This is a genomic window from Micromonospora endolithica (genome assembly GCF_003626595.1).
GTDB classification, from domain to species: Bacteria; Actinomycetota; Actinomycetes; order Mycobacteriales; family Micromonosporaceae; genus Micromonospora; species Micromonospora endolithica.
This window is the reverse complement of sequence record NZ_RBAK01000002.1, coordinates 686060-702415: the sequence shown is the minus strand read 5'-3', so window position 1 is coordinate 702415 and position 16356 is coordinate 686060. Positions and strand designations below refer to the sequence as shown.

General features: G+C 70.7%; 15 protein-coding genes, 1 tRNA gene and 1 other RNA gene. 13 read left to right on the top strand and 4 right to left on the bottom strand.

Going from position 1 to position 16356, the window contains the following annotated elements:
- The first annotated feature begins 386 nt into the window (after window positions 1-386).
- The 8 genes from pruA (at window position 387) to D7223_RS09120 (ending at window position 8067) form a co-directional block, all read left to right on the top strand.
- On the top strand, window positions 387-2015 hold the full coding sequence (gene pruA, locus D7223_RS09155) for an L-glutamate gamma-semialdehyde dehydrogenase (RefSeq protein ID WP_120727008.1): 1629 nt from the start codon (window positions 387-389) through the stop codon (window positions 2013-2015).
- Between the two features lie 234 nt (window positions 2016-2249).
- On the top strand, window positions 2250-2765 hold the full coding sequence (locus D7223_RS09150; RefSeq protein ID WP_120727006.1) for a PadR family transcriptional regulator: 516 nt from the start codon (window positions 2250-2252) through the stop codon (window positions 2763-2765).
- Window positions 2766-2829: 64 nt separating this feature from the next.
- A complete protein-coding gene (gene prfB, locus D7223_RS09145) occupies window positions 2830-3951 on the top strand; it encodes a peptide chain release factor 2 (protein WP_120727004.1) in 1122 nt (373 codons plus the stop codon).
- Between the two features lie 118 nt (window positions 3952-4069).
- Entirely contained in the window at window positions 4070-4750 is a 681-nt protein-coding gene (ftsE, locus tag D7223_RS09140; protein ID WP_120727002.1) for a cell division ATP-binding protein FtsE, read from the top strand.
- 67 nt (window positions 4751-4817) lie between these two features.
- Window positions 4818-5693, top strand: a complete 876-nt coding sequence (gene ftsX, locus D7223_RS09135; RefSeq protein ID WP_120727000.1) for a permease-like cell division protein FtsX — start codon at window positions 4818-4820, stop codon at window positions 5691-5693.
- Window positions 5694-5915: 222 nt separating this feature from the next.
- Window positions 5916-6395: an SsrA-binding protein SmpB gene (smpB, locus tag D7223_RS09130; protein ID WP_120727161.1), complete on the top strand. Its 480-nt coding sequence runs from the start codon at window positions 5916-5918 to the stop codon at window positions 6393-6395.
- A gap of 101 nt (window positions 6396-6496) precedes the next feature.
- Window positions 6497-6872: a transfer-messenger RNA gene (ssrA, locus tag D7223_RS09125) on the top strand.
- A 217-nt stretch (window positions 6873-7089) separates the two neighbouring features.
- Window positions 7090-8067 carry a hypothetical protein gene (locus D7223_RS09120; RefSeq protein ID WP_120726998.1) on the top strand — a complete coding sequence of 326 codons (978 nt, stop codon included), beginning with the start codon at window positions 7090-7092 and terminating at the stop codon, window positions 8065-8067.
- A 23-nt stretch (window positions 8068-8090) separates the two neighbouring features.
- On the opposite strand, the gene mdlC is transcribed toward D7223_RS09120, so the two are convergent.
- Complete coding sequence (gene mdlC, locus D7223_RS09115) at window positions 8091-9686, bottom strand: benzoylformate decarboxylase (protein ID WP_120726996.1); 1596 nt, start codon at window positions 9684-9686, stop codon at window positions 8091-8093.
- A gap of 100 nt (window positions 9687-9786) precedes the next feature.
- Window positions 9787-10590 (bottom strand): S-methyl-5'-thioadenosine phosphorylase, encoded by an 804-nt coding sequence (locus tag D7223_RS09110; RefSeq protein WP_120727160.1) that lies wholly within the window; start codon window positions 10588-10590, stop codon window positions 9787-9789.
- A gap of 149 nt (window positions 10591-10739) precedes the next feature.
- Between D7223_RS09110 and D7223_RS09105 the strand changes: the two genes are divergently transcribed.
- From D7223_RS09105 to D7223_RS09095, 3 genes are all read left to right on the top strand, one after another.
- Window positions 10740-11330, top strand: coding sequence for a YqgE/AlgH family protein (locus D7223_RS09105; protein ID WP_120727157.1), 591 nt, complete (start codon window positions 10740-10742; stop codon window positions 11328-11330).
- Window positions 11331-11417: 87 nt separating this feature from the next.
- Window positions 11418-11490: transfer RNA gene (locus tag D7223_RS09100), tRNA-Ala, on the top strand.
- A 294-nt stretch (window positions 11491-11784) separates the two neighbouring features.
- A complete protein-coding gene (locus D7223_RS09095) occupies window positions 11785-13449 on the top strand; it encodes an RICIN domain-containing protein (RefSeq protein ID WP_120726994.1) in 1665 nt (554 codons plus the stop codon).
- A 173-nt stretch (window positions 13450-13622) separates the two neighbouring features.
- On the opposite strand, the gene D7223_RS09090 is transcribed toward D7223_RS09095, so the two are convergent.
- On the bottom strand, window positions 13623-14135 hold the full coding sequence (locus D7223_RS09090) for a hypothetical protein (protein WP_120726992.1): 513 nt from the start codon (window positions 14133-14135) through the stop codon (window positions 13623-13625).
- An 83-nt stretch (window positions 14136-14218) separates the two neighbouring features.
- Between D7223_RS09090 and D7223_RS09085 the strand changes: the two genes are divergently transcribed.
- Both D7223_RS09085 and D7223_RS09080 read left to right on the top strand, forming a co-directional pair.
- Entirely contained in the window at window positions 14219-14626 is a 408-nt protein-coding gene (locus tag D7223_RS09085; RefSeq protein ID WP_120726990.1) for a phage holin family protein, read from the top strand.
- A gap of 20 nt (window positions 14627-14646) precedes the next feature.
- A complete protein-coding gene (locus tag D7223_RS09080; protein ID WP_120726988.1) occupies window positions 14647-15258 on the top strand; it encodes a DUF3618 domain-containing protein in 612 nt (203 codons plus the stop codon).
- A 49-nt stretch (window positions 15259-15307) separates the two neighbouring features.
- Here the strand turns inward: D7223_RS09080 and mgrA are convergent, their stop codons facing one another.
- Window positions 15308-16303 (bottom strand): L-glyceraldehyde 3-phosphate reductase, encoded by a 996-nt coding sequence (gene mgrA, locus D7223_RS09075; RefSeq protein WP_120726986.1) that lies wholly within the window; start codon window positions 16301-16303, stop codon window positions 15308-15310.
- Window positions 16304-16356 lie beyond the last annotated feature (53 nt).

Genomic DNA, 16356 nt, shown 5'->3' with positions numbered 1-16356 from the left:
CGCCCGGCGCACGGCGCGGCCGGCGGTTTCACCAGCCACCCAGCGTACGCGGCCACCCCCCGAGCCCCACCCACCCCGCCCACCCACCCCCCACCCCACCCACCCACCCACCCACCCCGACCAGGCCGTTGATCAAGAGGTTTGCGTCAGGAATCGCGCCGGAGCTGACGTGAACCTCTTGATCGATCAGGGATGGGGTGGGTGCGTTCCGCCGGGTGGGGTGCGGGAGGTGCCACGGCGGGAGGCGGTGCTGGACGTGGGAGAATCGCAGGCAGGTCCCGCCGCCGCGACCGGCTCTGCCGGATGGTGCCCGGTGCCCGGTCGCCCGGCCGGTCGCCTGCGGGTCCGATTTCGCCACCGCTGTCGAGATCGCACAGGAGCCTGTGATGGACGCCGTGTTCTCCGTACCCGAGCCGCGCAACGAGCCGGTACGCAACTACGAGCCGGGGAGCGCCGACCGGGAGCGGCTCCAGGGGCGGCTGACCGAGCTGGCCGCGGAGCGGATCGACCTGCCGATGACGATCGCGGGTGAGCAGCGGATGGCCGGTGGCGCGTCGATCGACGTGGTGCAGCCGCACCGCCACGCGCACGTGCTCGGGGTCACCGCGCACGCCACCCACGACGACGCGCGGGCGGCGGTCAAGGCGGCCAAGGACGCGGCGCCGATGTGGCGGGCGCTGCCGTTCGCCGAGCGCGCGGCGATCTTCCTGCGCGCCGCCGAGCTGCTCGCCGGCCCCTGGCGGGACACCCTGAACGCCGCCACCATGCTGGGCCAGTCGAAGACCGCGATCCAGGCGGAGATCGACTCGGCGTGCGAGTTCATCGACTTCCTCCGGTTCAACGTGGCCTTCGCCCGCCGGCTGCTCGAGGAGCAGCCGATGTCCTCGCCGGGGGTCTGGAACCGCTTCGACCACCGCCCGCTGGAGGGCTTCGTCTACGCGGTCACCCCCTTCAACTTCACCGCGATCGCCGGCAACCTGCCCTCGGCGCCGGCCCTGCTGGGCAACACCGTGGTCTGGAAGCCGGGTCCGACGCAGCAGTTCGCCGCGCACTTCACCATGCGGCTCTTCGAGGCCGCCGGCCTCCCGCCGGGTGTGACCAACATGGTCACCGGCCGGGGCGAGGAGGTCTCCGACGTGGTGCTCGCCGACCCGGACCTGGCCGGCATCCACTTCACCGGCTCCACCAAGGTCTTCCAGCACCTGTGGAAGACCGTCGGCGACAACATCGCCCGCTACCGGGGCTACCCGCGACTGGTGGGCGAGACCGGCGGCAAGGACTTCGTCGTGGCACACACCAGCGCCGACGTCGACGCGCTGCACACCGCCCTGGTCCGGGGCGCCTTCGAGTACCAGGGCCAGAAGTGCTCGGCGGCCTCCCGCGCGTACGTCCCGCGGTCGCTCTGGGAGGGCGGCCTGCGCGACCGGCTCGCCGCCACCACCGACGCCCTCACCTACGGCGACGTCACCGACTTCACCAACTTCGGCGGCGCGGTGATCGACGACCGGGCGTTCGCCCGGCACACCGCCGCCCTGGAGCTGATCAACTCCGACGACGCCTGCCGGGTCGTCGCCGGTGGCACCGCGGACGACTCGGTCGGGTACTTCGTCCGGCCCACCGTCTTCGAGTGCACCGACGCGGCGCACGAGACCTTCACCACCGAGTACTTCGGTCCGATCCTCGGGGTGCACGTCTTCGACGACGGCCGGTTCGACGAGGTGGTGGCCCAGGCCGAGGCCATCGCGCCGTACGCGCTGACCGGGTCGATCTTCGCCAACGACCGCCGGGTGGTCGAGGCGGTCGCGGAGAAGATGCGGTACGCGGCCGGCAACTTCTACGTCAACGACAAGCCGACCGGCGCGGTGGTGGGGCAGCAGCCCTTCGGCGGCGCCCGGGCCAGCGGCACCAACGACAAGGCCGGCTCCTGGCACAACCTGGTGCGGTGGATGTCGCCGCGGACGATCAAGGAGACCTTCGTCCCGCCGACCGACCACGCGTACCCGCACATGGGCTGACGCTCCCGGTGGCGGCCCCCCGGCACCGGCCGGGGGGCCGCTCCGCGTCCCCCCGGCCGCGCTCCCCGCCGGACGGCAGCTCCCCGACGGACGGTCGTCGGCGCTCCCTGCCGGACGGTCGTCCGCGCTCCCCGCCGGACTGTCGCCCGCCGACAGTGCACATAGGAACCCCTACCGGGTGGCGAAAACGGCAAATCCTGGACGCCGGGTCGGCAAAGTGGCAGCGTGAGGGGCATGGCGGATTCCGGAGTCAACCCTACGGCGGCGGCCCTGCTCGGGCTGCTCCACGAGGGTCCCATGACAGGCGGCCAGTTGATGGCCGCCGCCGAACGACGGCTGGCGCCGTACTGGTCGATGACCCGCAGTCAGGTCTACCGCGAGCTTCCGGTGCTGGCGGACAAGGGGCTCGTCCGGCTGGGTAAGCCCGGCCCGCGCTCCAGCCAGCCGTACGCGCTGACCGCGGCCGGCAAGCGGGTCTTCTCCCGGTGGCTGGCCGAGGACCCGGGGCGGGACACCATCCGCAACCCGATAGCGCTGCGGATCGCGTTCGGCAACCTGCACTCGGCCAGCCAGCTGAAGAACCTCCAGTCGGCGGCCAACGAATACCACACCGAGGCGCTGGCCCGGGTGCGGGAACAGGTCAAGAACGCCAAGAAGGAGGGCGACCCGTACGACGCCAGCGCGCTGGAGTTCGCCGTCGCCTACCACAAGGCCGCGCTGACGTGGCTCAAGTCGGCCCCCGTCGGGTGATCGACTTCGCTGGTCGGTGGTGTGACGCGAGCGGATCGCCGTACGCCAAGTACGCTTGTCTGTCGTGACCGCTGCCGATTACGCCGAACAGCTCAAGGACCTCGACGCCACCCTCCGGAACATCGAGTCGGTGCTCGACGTCGACCGCCTCCAGGAGGACAAGGCCCGCCTGGAGCAGGAGGCATCCGTCCCCGACCTCTGGGACGACCAGGCCAAGGCTCAGCAGGTCACCTCCCAACTGTCGTACGTCAACGGCGAGATCAGCAAGCTCGGCTCGCTGCGTTCCCGCCTGGACGACGCCCAGGTGCTGCTGGAGCTGGCCGAGGCGGAGTCCGACCCGGGGGTGCTCACCGAGGTCGAGACGGAGATCGCGGGGCTGGCCAAGGCCATCGAGGAGATGGAGGTCCGCACGCTGCTCTCCGGGGAGTACGACTCCCGGGAGGCGCTGGTGGCGATCCGCGCCGGCGCGGGCGGCGTGGACGCGGCGGACTTCGCCGAGATGCTGCTACGGATGTACCTGCGCTGGGCCGAGCGGCACGGCTACCCGACCGAGGTCTACGAGACCTCGTACGCCGAGGAGGCGGGCCTGAAGTCGGCCACCTTCACGGTCAAGGTGCCGTACGCCTACGGCACGCTCAGCGTCGAGTCGGGCACCCACCGGCTGGTCCGGATCAGTCCCTTCGACAACCAGGGCCGGCGGCAGACCAGCTTCGCCGGCGTCGAGGTGCTGCCGGTGGTGGAGCAGACCGACCACATCGACATCCCCGAGAACGAGATGCGGGTCGACGTCTACCGGTCCTCGGGCCCGGGTGGGCAGAGCGTCAACACCACCGACTCCGCCGTCCGGCTCACCCACATCCCGACCGGCATCGTGGTGACCTGCCAGAACGAGAAGTCCCAGTTGCAGAACAAGGCGTCCGCGCTGCGGGTGCTCCAGGCCCGGCTGCTGGAGCGCAAGCGGCAGGAGGAGCAGGCCAAGATGGCCGGGCTCAAGACCGACGCCGCCGGCTCGTGGGGCGACCAGATGCGCTCGTACGTCCTGCACCCGTATCAGATGGTGAAGGATCTCCGAACCGAGCAGGAGACCGGCAATCCGTCCTCCGTCTTCGACGGCGAACTGGACAGCTTCATCGAGGCGGGGATTCGCTGGCGCAAGCAGCAGCAGCTTGCCGGCGACGGTGCGTGACGATCTCCGGGCGGAGCGCGTCATCGATCTTCTCTTTTCCCCGTGAATCGATGACTCGCCTCCCAACGGAGGGGCTTGGCACTTGGCTCTCCGGTTACACCGCGTAGACTCACGACCCGTGATTCAGCTTGAGCAAGTGACGAAGACGTACCCGAAGGCGTCCCGGCCTTCGCTCGACAACGTGTCCGTCTCGATCGAGAAGGGCGAGTTCGTCTTCTTCATCGGTCCATCCGGCTCCGGCAAGTCCACCATCATCAAGCTGTTGCTGCACGAGGTCTCGCCCAACAAGGGTCGGGTCATCGTCAACAGCAAGGACGTCACGTCGATGCGTTCCTGGAAGCGACCCCACTTCCGGCGCTCGATCGGCTGCGTCTTCCAGGACTTCCGGTTGCTGCCCAACCGCACCGCGTACGAGAACGTGGCGTTCGCCCTCGAGGTGATCGGCAAGACCAAGGCGGTCGCCCGCCGGGTCGTTCCCGAGGTGCTGGAGCTGGTCGGGCTCGGTGGCAAGGAGCACCGTTACCCGCACGAGCTCTCCGGTGGTGAGCAGCAGCGGGTGGCCGTCGCGCGGGCGTTCGTCAACCGCCCGCTGATCCTGCTCGCGGACGAGCCGACCGGAAACCTGGACCCGGACACCTCGATCGAGATCATGCGCCTGCTGGACCGGATCAACCGCACCGGCACGACCGTCGTGATGGTCACGCACGACTCCAACATCGTGAACCAGATGCGCCGCCGCGTCGTCGAGATCGAGAGCGGCCGCATCGTGCGCGACCAGGCCCGCGGCGTCTACGGGTGAGCCGGCTTCTCACCCCTGCGCAGCCTGACGACGAACACCTCATGCCGGAGACCCGGAGGAATCCCCGATGCGCGTGAAATACGTCCTGTCCGAGGTACTGGTTGGACTGTGGCGCAACGTGACCATGACCGTCGCGATGATCATCACGATGGCGGTTTCGCTGACCATGCTGGGTGCCAGCGGCCTGATCTACACCAAGGTCGCCGACATGAAGCAGCTGTACTTCGACAACATCCAGGTGTCGATCTTCCTGGAGAAGGAGGCCAGCGAGCAGCAGGTCGCCGACATCAGGACCAAACTGGAGGGCGACCCACTCGTCCGCGAGGTCAACTACGTCGACAAGGACGAGGCGTACAAGCGCTTCCAGGAGATGTTCCGGGACTCGCCCGACCTGCTGAGCGTGGTCAAGGCGGAGCAGCTGCCCCAGTCCTTCCGCGTCAACCTGGTCAACCCCGAGGAATACAAGGCCATCTCGGAGCAGTACTCGACCGTCGAGGGCGTCGACCAGGTGGTCGACCAGAGCCGGGTGCTGGACAAGATCTTCGACCTCTTCACCGCCGGGCAGAACATCGCCCTGGTGGCGGCCATCGCCATGGCCGTCGCGGCCCTGTTGCTGGTCGCGAACACCATCCAGGTCGCCGCGTACAGCAAGCGGCGTGAGGTGGCGGTCATGAAGCTGGTGGGCGCGTCGAACTGGTTCATCCAGGCACCGTTCGTGCTGGAGGCGGTGGTGGCCGGCCTGATCGGATCGGTTGTCGGCCTCTTCGCCCTGATCGGGTTGAAGAAGTTCCTCTTCGACGGGGCGCTGAGCGCGCTCCAGGGGCTGTTCGCTCCGGTCAGCTGGGGCGAGGTGTTCGTGACCTTCCCGGTGATGGCCGGTGTCGGCGCCCTGATCAGCGCGGTCACCGCCTGGGTGACGCTCCGATTCTACCTGCGGGTCTAGCGCTTTCCGCCGACGGCCACCGCGGCTGCGTCCCGACGCCTCCTCCAGGCTCCGGGAACACGCGGTGGCCGTCGGCGTACCCGGCTCCGGCCGGCCCGCGGGCGCGGCCCGCCGCCCCGGAGCGGCCCGGAATAATGGGAGCCGGCGGGCGCTTACCGTTCGGGTAGCATGATCTCCGCTCCGCGGCCGGCCGCGGAACGACCAGGAGAGGGGGTGGCGCCGATGCCACGGGAAAAGGGACGCAAGGTCGTCGCCTCCAACAAGAAGGCCCGGCACGACTACGCGATCCTCGACACCTACGAGGCGGGCATGGCGTTGACCGGCACCGAGGTCAAGTCCCTGCGCGCGGGGCGCGCGTCGCTGGTCGACGCGTTCGCCCAGGAGCGCGACGGCGAGCTCTACCTGCACGGCATGCACATCCCGGAATACACCCAGGGCACCTGGACCAACCACGAGCCCCGGCGTACCCGCAAGCTGCTGCTCAACCGGATGGAGATCGACCGGCTGATCGGCAAGACCCGCGAGGGTGGCCTGACCGTGGTCCCGTTGCAGGTCTACTTCTCCGACGGCTGGGCGAAGGTGGAGATCGCGCTGGCCAAGGGCAAGAAGTCCTACGACAAGCGGCAGGACCTCGCCAAGCGGGACGCGGACCGGGAGATCGCCCGGGCCTCCGGCCGGCGCGGCAAGGGTATGGAGGACTGAGTCCCGTCTGTCCGGTTCGGCACGCCGGCCCGGGGCTCGGGATGAAACCCGTTGCGGCAGGCGTTAGTCTTGTCAGTGCCGCCACATCGGCGGCCTGTCGAGGGGGTGACTGGTTTCGACTTCGTACGCAGCGACAGGGGAAGCGAGCCGAGGAAGCCGACGTCGTCTCGAGAATCGGTCGTCGGAAATTTATAAGCGCCAAGAACAATCGCGCTGACTTCGCTCTCGCCGCCTGAGGCGAGTAGCTGAGTCTGTCGGCCTGGGAACGCCTTCGTCCCAGTAGCCGGCATCAGTTAGAAGGCTGGCCAATCGGACCCGGTCGCGGGGTCCGTGCGGCGAGATCAATCAGCGACTGGGCCCGTCACACCAACTTGCTCGCGTGAGCGGTGGGGCCGAGTAGAGGCACAGCGAGCTGCGCTCGGAGAAGCCCTGACAAACCGGCGAAGGACCCGGGTTCGATTCCCGGCACCTCCACCACCTCACCTGTGCGCCCCGGTCCACCGGACCGGGGCGCACAGTCGTCTCCGGCCCCCGTCCCACCCCCGGTCGGTCCCCCACCTTCCTCGGTGATCATGGCGTTGACGGCTGAATCGATCTCCAAATCCTCCGTCAACCCCATGATCACCGCCCTGGGGCGGTGGGGGGGTGGGGGGTGGGTGGGGAACCGGTGGGGGATGGGGAGCGTCTGAGGGGTATGCGTCGGGTGGGAATGCTGGTGGGTCTGTCCGTGCTGGTGGTCGTGTCCGCCGGTTGCGCACCGGTGGATCGTGCCTCGCCGGGAAGCCCCGCGACGGGAGGCACAGCGACCCCCGGGCCGGGCGGCCCGGACCGGTGGGAGTCGTTCACGACGCGGGCCACCGAGGTCGCCGCCGCGTGGCGGCCGGTGCCGGCGTGGCGTACCGGCTATGTGCCGTTGCAGGAGCCGACCGTCCTGGTCGGTGATCCCGGGTTCTCCGCGGAGACGAAGACGGCCTTCGGCCTCGGGTGGTACCGCGACCAGGTGGCGCTGCCCACCGCGGTGCCGAAGGACGGGACGATCCGGTTCCCGGACGGGACGCTGACCGTCCCGCTGGTGGCTGCGGCCGAGGCGTACCGGCAGCTGGACCAGGGTGACCCGCCGACCTGCCCGGGACGGCCGAAGGCGCCGATGACCCCGCCCGCCGAGGCGCCCGGTGGGCCGGACGACGCGGTGAGTTCGCCGGCGGACGCCTGTGTCCCGCTGACCGTGACCGGCGTACGGCTGGGCACCGTGCCGCTGCGGACCAGCCGGGGCGAGGCGACGGTGCCGGCCTGGCTGTTCGACGTGGCGGAGATCGACGCACCGGTGGCCCGGGTCGCCGTCGCACCGTCGGCGGTCGTCCCGCTTCCCGAACCGCCGGCGCCGGCGGGGACCGCGCCGACGGAACTGGTCGGCGCGCAGGGCGGCCTGCGTACGCAGGACGGCACGACCCTCACCTGGCAGCTCGGGGTGGGCGCGTGCGACACCGGGATCACCCCTCTGGTGCAGGAGCACGACCACGTGGTGGTCGTCGGCGGCGGGGTGGTGCGGTCCACCGGCGTGTGCCGGTCGCTGCTCAAGCTGGAACCGGTCACGGCCACCCTGGACGCGCCGCTGGGCGACCGTCCCGTGCTCGACGTGCTCACCGGCCAACTGTTGCTCGTCGCGCCCTGACGTCCAGGCCGGCGGCGGGGCATTCAGAGCAGGTCGGGTATCTCGGTCCGGATCGGCACCGGCAGCACCGTCGGCCGGTCCGCCCGCAGGCCGCTCGCCAGGGCGGTGCCGAGCTGGTCGGGCGTCTCGACCACCTCGGCCGCGCACCCGTAGCCCCGGGCCAGCGCCGTGAGGTCCATCCCGGGCAGGTCCAGCCCGGGCACGCCCGGGGTCTGCTTGAACTCGGCGAACGACTTGAGAATCGCGTACTGCTGGTTGACCGGCACCACCACGACCAGCGGCAGTGCCAACCGGGCGGCGGTCCAGAGGGACTGCACCGAATAGTGGAACGAGCCGTCGCCGATCACCGCGACGACCGGCCGGTTCCGGCCGGTGTCCCGCTGCGCGAGCGCGATCCCGACCGCCGCCGGCAGGCCGTAGCCGAGGCCGCCGCTGGCCATGGTGAAGTACGAGCCTCCCCGGGTGATCGGCAGCCGGCGGCGCAACGCCGACAGGTTCGACGGCGACTCCTGCACCAGCACCCCGTCGCCCGGCCAGTGCCGGGCCAGGGCGGCGAAGAGCGCGTCCGCGTCGAGCGGCAGACCCTCCGCCGGGGGCGCGGGCACGGGCCGCGCCGGTGGCGGTGGCCGGTCCGCACCGGGAAGCAGGTCGAGCAGGTCCGCCAGCGTCAGGCCGGCGTCGCCGAGCAGGCTGTCGCCCACCGGGGCCCGCGCCGCCTCCTCCGGGTCGTCGGTGACGTGCAGCAGGCGTACGCCGGCGGGCAGGTGGTCGCCGGGGACGTGCGGGTAGTACCGGAACACCGGCGCGCCGACCACCAGCACCGTGTCGTGGCCGCGCAGCTTCTCGGCCAGCGGCGCGATCGCGTACGGCAGCACGCCCTGGTAGTGCGGGTGGTCCTCGGGGAAGGCGGTGCGCTCCGGCGCCGGTGCCGTCCACACCGGCGCGCCGAGCCGTTCGGCCAGGGCCACCGCCGCCGCCCAGGCGCCGGCCCGGTCCACCGCCGCGCCCAGCACCAGGGCGGGCGCCCGGCTGGCCGCCAGCATGGCGGCGAACTCGCCCAGCCGGTACGGGTCCGGGGCGATCCGGGTGGACACCGTGCGCACCGGGGGCGGCGGGTCGGCCGGTTGCGCCCAGTCGTCCAGGGGCAGCGACAGGAAGACCGGCCCCGCCGGTGGCTGCACGGCGGTGGCGTACGCCCGCATCACCGCCGCCGGGATGTCCTGCGCGCGGACCGGTTCGTGGCTCCACTTCACGTACGGCTGGGGCAGTTCGGTCGCCCGGCGACTGGTCAGCCGGGGCTCCAGCAGCAGCATCTCGCGGCTCTGCTGCCCGGCGGTGACGATCAGCGGCGCGCGGTTGTGCCAGGCGGTGACCAGGTTGCCCATGGCGTTGCCGGTGCCCGGGGCGGTGTGCAGGTTGACGTGCGCCGGGCGGCCGGTGACCTGGGTGTACCCGTCGGCCATCGCCACCGCGGTCGCCTCGTGCAGCGCGTGCACATAGTGGAAGTCGTCCGGGAAGGCTTCGAGGAACGGCTCCTCGGTGGAACCGGGGTTGCCGAAGACGGTGGTCATGCCCAGGGCGCGCAGCAGGTCGTACGTGGTGTCGCGGACCGTAGCCATCGTCTTCAGACGCTAGCGCCGCTCAGCCGCCCGCTGCGGCGTTTCGCCGAGGCGGGGCCGGGCAATCCCGGGAAGGACCCGGGCGCCGCCGGTAACGCGCTCAGGGCAGCGGGAACGGCAACTTGATCCCGTCCAGGGCGCGCCCGCAGTCGCAGTCGCGATCGGCCGGCAGGGCGGCCACCGCCGCCAGCAGCAGGCCGCGCAGCCGGTCGGTGTTCTCCCCGAAGACCCGGAACACCTCCTCCTGGGTCACCGCCTCCCCACCGGCCACACCGGCGTCGTGGTCGGTGACCAACGCGATGGAGGAGTAGCAGAGCGCCAGTTCCCGGGCCAGCACGGCCTCCGGGTGCCCGGTCATGTTGACCACCGCCCCACCGATCGCGGTGAACCAGCGCGACTCGGCGCGGGTGGAGAAGCGGGGCCCCTCCACCACCACGACCGTGCCGCCGTCGACCGCCGCGACGCGGTGCCGGGCCGCCGAGTCGAGCAGCGTACGACGGCCGGTCGGGCAGTACGGGTCGGCGAACGAGACGTGCACCGCGCCCTGGTCGTAGTAGGTCTGCGTCCGGCCGCTGGTGCGGTCGACCAGTTGGTCGGGCACCACGAAGGTCCCCGGTCCCAGCTCCGGGCGGAGGCCACCGACCGCGCAGGGGGCGAGCACCTGGCGTACGCCGAGGGACCGCAACGCCCACAGGTTCGCGCGGTAGGGGATCCGGTGCGGCGGGTGCCGGTGGTCCCGGCCGTGTCGGGGGAGGAACGCCACCCGGCGCCCGCCGACCTCGGCGATCGTGATCGCGTCGGAGGGCCGGCCGTACGGTGTCTCCACCTCGTGCTCGGTGGCGCCGTCGAGGAGGGCGTAGAGGCCCGACCCGCCGATGACCGCCAGTTCCGCCGTGGGACTCACCTGGTCCTCCCTCTTCCTGTCGATCACCCGACGGTCAGACCTTAGCCACCGGCTCGGGTGCAGGCTATGGTGCCAGGCATGGCGTTGAGAGCACGGATGGCACCGGTGCCCCGGTGCGTGCCGATGGGGCCGGTCTGACCGTGTCCGGCATGCAGGGAGAGGGGCAGGCGATCGGCGGGCGGGCGATGGAGTCGATGACCGGGCGACTCCTGGTGGCCACTCCCGCGCTGAAGGACCCGAACTTCGACCGAACGGTCGTGCTGCTGGTGGCGCACGAGCCCGGCGGGGCCCTCGGCGTGGTCCTGAACCGGGCGACCGAGGTTCCGGTCGCCGACGTGCTGGGTGACTGGAGCGAGCTGGCGCGGCATCCCGCGGTCCTGTTCGAGGGCGGCCCGGTGCAGCCGGACTCGGCCATCTGCCTGGCCCGGATGCGGCACCCGGTGCAGCGGGTCAAGGGTTTCCACCAGGTCTCCGGCGCCGTCGGGACGCTGGACCTGTCGGTGGACCCGGAGCGGCTGCGGGAGAACCTCGGTGCCATCCGGGTGTTCGCCGGCTACTCCGGCTGGGGAGCCGGTCAGGTGGAGCAGGAGATCGAGGACGGTTCCTGGTTCGTGCTCGACGCCCTGCCCGGTGACGCCTTCGTCGAACGCCCCGACGACCTCTGGCCGATGGTGCTGCGCAGGCAGGGCGGGATGATGGCGGCGGTCGCGCACTTCCCCGCCGACGTGGCCCTCAACTGACGTCTTCCGGGGGTACCCCCGTGAGATGACCATGCCGAACGCCGTGTGTATAGTTCTTCCCGTGCCCGGGCGACCGGGACGAGGCAAGGGGCCGTGGCGCAGCTGGTAGCGCACCACACTGGCAGTGTGGGGGTCAGGGGTTCGAGTCCCCTCGGCTCCACCCTTGGGACAGCAGGTCAGCGGCCTGGTCGAGCACCATCGACCAGGCCGCTGATCCGTTTCCGGCCCACCTCTCGCCGTTTCTCACATCTGCTTCGTGGTCGACCCTCGCTGCACGTCAACGGGTGAGATTGCTTGACATCTATCTATGTTAGCGCCAACATACTGCGGAAACGCGCGTGCTCCTCCGTGGCGGGTCATCACTGCCCACCTTCCCTCTCGAACAGCCACCCCGTCCGGGGTGACCGCGCGCGGTCTTCCCGAGTCGACCCGTTCCGATGCATCAGGAGGACCGATGCCCCTCACCCTCACGAGACCGACCCGTGGTGGGGCGATCCGCCTCGGGCGGCGTACCGGCCTGGCCGTGGCCATGATCGCGGCGCTGGCCGGCGCGGCCGGTGTCGCCGTGGTCGGCGCGCCGCCCGCGCAGGCGGCGACCATCGACACCAGTGCCTGGTACGTGCTGGTCAACCGGCACAGCGGCAAGGTCCTCGACGTCCGGGACACCTCGACGGCCGACGGCGCCGTGATCCAGCAGTGGTCCCGCAACGACGGCGACTGGCAACAGTTCCAGTTCGTCTCGTCCGGCAGCGGCTACTACCGCCTCAAGGCCCGGCACAGCGGCAAGGTCGTCGACCTCTGGGAGTGGAACACCGCCGACGGCGCCGAGTTCCGCCAGTGGCCCGACACCAACGGCACCAACCAGCAGTTCCAGGTGCTCGACTCCGACGGGGGCCACGTCCGACTGATCAACCGGCATTCCCGCAAGGCGCTGGAGGTCTGGGAGCGGTCCACCGCCGACGGCGGGCGGATCTCCCAGTACGCCGACCTCGACGGCTGGAACCAGCAGTGGCAGCTGGTCCCGATGGGCGGTGGCACCCCCACCACACCACCGCCGAGCACCGGTTGCGGCAGCGGGTCGTACCAGGCCGAGGCCGTGCAGAGTGGGAGCACCTGGTCGGCCCGCAACGGGTCCTCGACGGTCTACTCGGGGTCGGACATGCTGTCGGCGATGCAGGCGGCGGTGAACTCGCTGTCACCGGGCCGGACGTCGAAGCAGCGGGTGGTGGTGCGTGGCTCCGGGTCGATGAGCGCGGGATCGCGGTTGTCGCTGCCGTCGTACACCACCCTGGCGGTGTGCGGCACGATCAACGTGACCGGATCCGGTTCGGGCGACCAGGCGCCGGTGTACTCGCGGGGCACCACCGACGTCGAGGTGCAGAACCTGACGCTGACCGGGTCGCCGTTGTACGGGATCTTCATGCGTAACGTCAACAACCTGACCCTCGGCCAGGTCGACATGCGGGTCTCCTCGGGTCTGGGGGTACGCATCGACAACCACGGCGGGGACAGGTCGGTCAAGGTGCGCAACGTACGCATCGACAACGTGTACGTGTCCGGGACCGGGGCGCACGGGGTGGAGACGTACGGTGTGGACGGCCTGACGATCGGAACGGTCACGGCCCGGAACACCGGCTACTCCGGACTCCTGCTCAACGACACGATCAACGCCACCGTCGGCACGGTCGACGCCCAGGGCGCCGGGACCGGGACCGGGTACGCGGCGTTCCGGATGGCCAACCGCAACGGCCGGGTGGGCAGCTCGTATCCGACCAACATCCGGGTCGGGAACGTGATCGCCTCCGGCGGCGGTCGCGGCATCTTCTGCGTGTCCGAGTCCGGTGGGGCGGTCATCGACCGGGTGACGATCTCGAACACCGGGAACAACGCGATCCTGGTGGAGAACTGCTACAACGTGGTCATCGCCGGGGTGTCCGGAACGGTGACCGGCGGCGGCGAGGTGAGGATCGCCTCGCGGAGCGAGTTCCCGATCTCCTCCGGTATCCGCTTGCAGAACCTGACCGTCACCAACACCAACGTCACCCAGAGCCCCTGTGGCGGGGCGAACAACACGATCAGCAACGTCACACGGGTCAACTCGACGCTCACCTGGTGTTGAGAGGTTGCTGCGGGCGGCCGTGAAGGGTCCACGGTCGTGTCGCGTCTGATCCAGCCGAGCACTCCGGCAGGGGGCCGACCAGATCGGCGAGGCATAGGTCCGCAAGGTCCGGGTAGACGCGCTCACCGACTTCGCGGGCCGGATCGATGAGGGGAGACCGGATGACCAGCGGATCACATCAACCGGGTGGGAAGGCTGGACAGGCTCGCGATGCCGCCGTCGGTGTCGGCCGGGACGCCATGGAGGCCGGAAGCCAGGTGTCGAGCCATGCCGTGGACCAGGGCCGAGAGGTGATCACCGAGACCGGACGACAGGCGCGCAACCTCGTCGACGAGGCCGCCACGCAAGCCCGGCAGCAGGCGGAACAGCAACAGCGGCGGGCCGCTGACGGCCTGCGGGCCCTCGGCGGTCAACTGCGGTCGATGGCCGACGACGGTCACCAGGAGGGCCTCGCCGCCGACCTGGTACGCCGGGGCGCCGACGCCGCCCAGCAGGCGGCCGGGTGGCTCGACAACCGCGAGCCCGGTGATCTGCTCGACGAGATCCGCGACTACGGCCGACGCCACCCGGGCACCTTTCTCGCGGGCGCCGCGATCGCCGGACTGCTCGCCGGTCGCCTCGGCCGCGCGCTCTCCGGCGGTCAGGGCGGCTCGACCGGCCAACCGGCCGGTCCGCCCGAAGCGCACCCCACCGAGGGGCTGCGCGTTCCACCTCCCGCAGGCCCACGGCCCCCCTTGCGGCACGGGCCGACCGGCAGTGAGGTGGGACCGTGACCACGCCACCGCCTCGCGGCGACGGCAACGACAAGGCCCAGAACTCCATCGGCCAACTCCTCGCCGACACCAGCCGGGACCTGTCCACTCTGCTGCGCCAAGAGGTGCGACTAGCCAAGGCCGAATTGCGGCAGGAAGCCCGCACCGCGGGCTCCGCCGCCGGCATCATCGTCGCCGCCGCGATCGGCGCGTTACTGACCCTGCTGTTCCTGTCCAACGCGCTGTGGTGGGGCCTGTCCAACGTCATGGACCAGGGATGGGCGGCGCTGCTCGTCGCCGTGCTGTGGGCCGTGGTCAGCGGCCTACTGGCCAGTCGGGCGCGCAGGCAACTCAAGACGCTCCGCGCCCTACCCCAGACCAAGCAGACCGCCCAGGAGATACCGGATGCCCTGCGGGGCCGCTAGCAGGCAGGAGGTGGACCGGCATGACAAGCGATCCCGACCAGATTCGCGCCGAGATCGAGGCCACCAGAGGTGACCTGAGTGCCAACGTCGACGCCCTGACCCACAAGGCCAGCCCGAGAAGGGCGGTGACCGCTCCGATCAACCAGGCCCGCGGACGAATCGGCCGCGCCGTCGACAAGGTCATGGGAACCACCCGGAACGCCCGCGACACCGGCATGCACCAGGCATCGGCGGCGGCTCACCAGGCCGGCGACGCCCTGTCCTCCGCCGGGCAGCAGGCGCGGGCCCTGCCCCAGACATCGATGCGACAGACCGAGGGCAACCCTCTCGCCGCTGGCCTGATCGCCTTCGGGGCGGGACTTCTCGCCTCGTCCCTGCTTCCGTCCAGCAACACCGAACAGCAGGTTGCCGGACGTCTCAAGCAACAGGCCCAGGCGCACTCCGGGCAGGTCAAGCAACAAGCTGCGGATATCGCCCACCAGGCACAGGACAACCTGCGCGGACCCGCGCACCAGGCCACCGACGCCATCAGGGGCACCGCGGCCCGCGGCGTGGCCGAGGTACGCGACGAGAGCACCCAGGCCGCCCGGCACCTCAGCGAGGAGGCCCGCAACAGCAAGAACCAGATGTGAGCCCGGCACCCCGCTTCAGGTTCCCTGGCCCCGGGCTCATGGTTGACCGTCAGCCCAGGTGACGTTCGATCTCGGCCAGCTCGTCGGCGGAGAAGTCGAGGTTGTCCAGGGCGGCGACGTTCGTCTCCAGCTGGCCGACGCTGCTCGCGCCGATGATCAGGCTGGTCATCCGCGGGTCACGCAGCGCCCACGCCAACGCCAGCTGGGCCAGCGACTGACCGCGTCGCGCCGCGATGTCGCCCAGCGCCCGGATGGTCGCCATCCGCTCCTCGCCGAGGTCGCTCTCGTCGAGGAAGACGCTGGTGCGGACCCGGGAATCCGCCGGGATGCCGCCCAGGTAGCGGTCGGTGAGCACCCCCTGGGCCAGCGGGCTGTACGCGATGCAGCCCGCACCCACCCGCTCCAGCGTGTCCAGCAGGCCGTCGTTCTCGGTCCAGCGGTTGAGCATCGAGTACGACGGCTGGTTGATCAGCAGCGGCGTGCCCAGGTCCCGCAGGATCGCGGCGGCTTGCTCGGTCTGCGCCGAGTCGTAGTTCGAGATGCCGACGTAGAGCGCCTTGCCGGAGCGGACGATGGCGTCGAGCGCGCCCATCGTCTCCTCCAGCGGGGTGTCCGGGTCGAACCGGTGGGAGTAGAAGACGTCGACGTACTCCAGCCCGAGGCGGCGCAGCGACTGGTCCAGCGACGCGATCAGGGACTTGCGGGAGCCCCACTCGCCGTACGGGCCGGGCCACATCAGGTAGCCGGCCTTGGTGGAGATGACCAGCTCGTCCCGGTACGGCTTGAGATCGGTGGCGAGCATCCGGCCGAAGTTCTCCTCCGCGCTGCCCGGCGGCGGTCCGTAGTTGTTGGCCAGGTCGAAGTGGGTCACCCCGAGGTCGAAGGCGCGGCGGACGATGTCGCGCTGCCGCTCGTACGGCCGGTCCGGCCCGAAGTTGTGCCACAGGCCGAGGGAGATCGCGGGCAGCCGCAGGCCGCTGCGACCGCTGCGCCGGTAGGTCATCTGGTCGTATCGCGCATCGGCGGCGAGGTAGGTCACGATCATGAGCCTATCCCCGAGCCGCGCCGTCGCGCCGAAGTCACCTGGGAATCCGGACC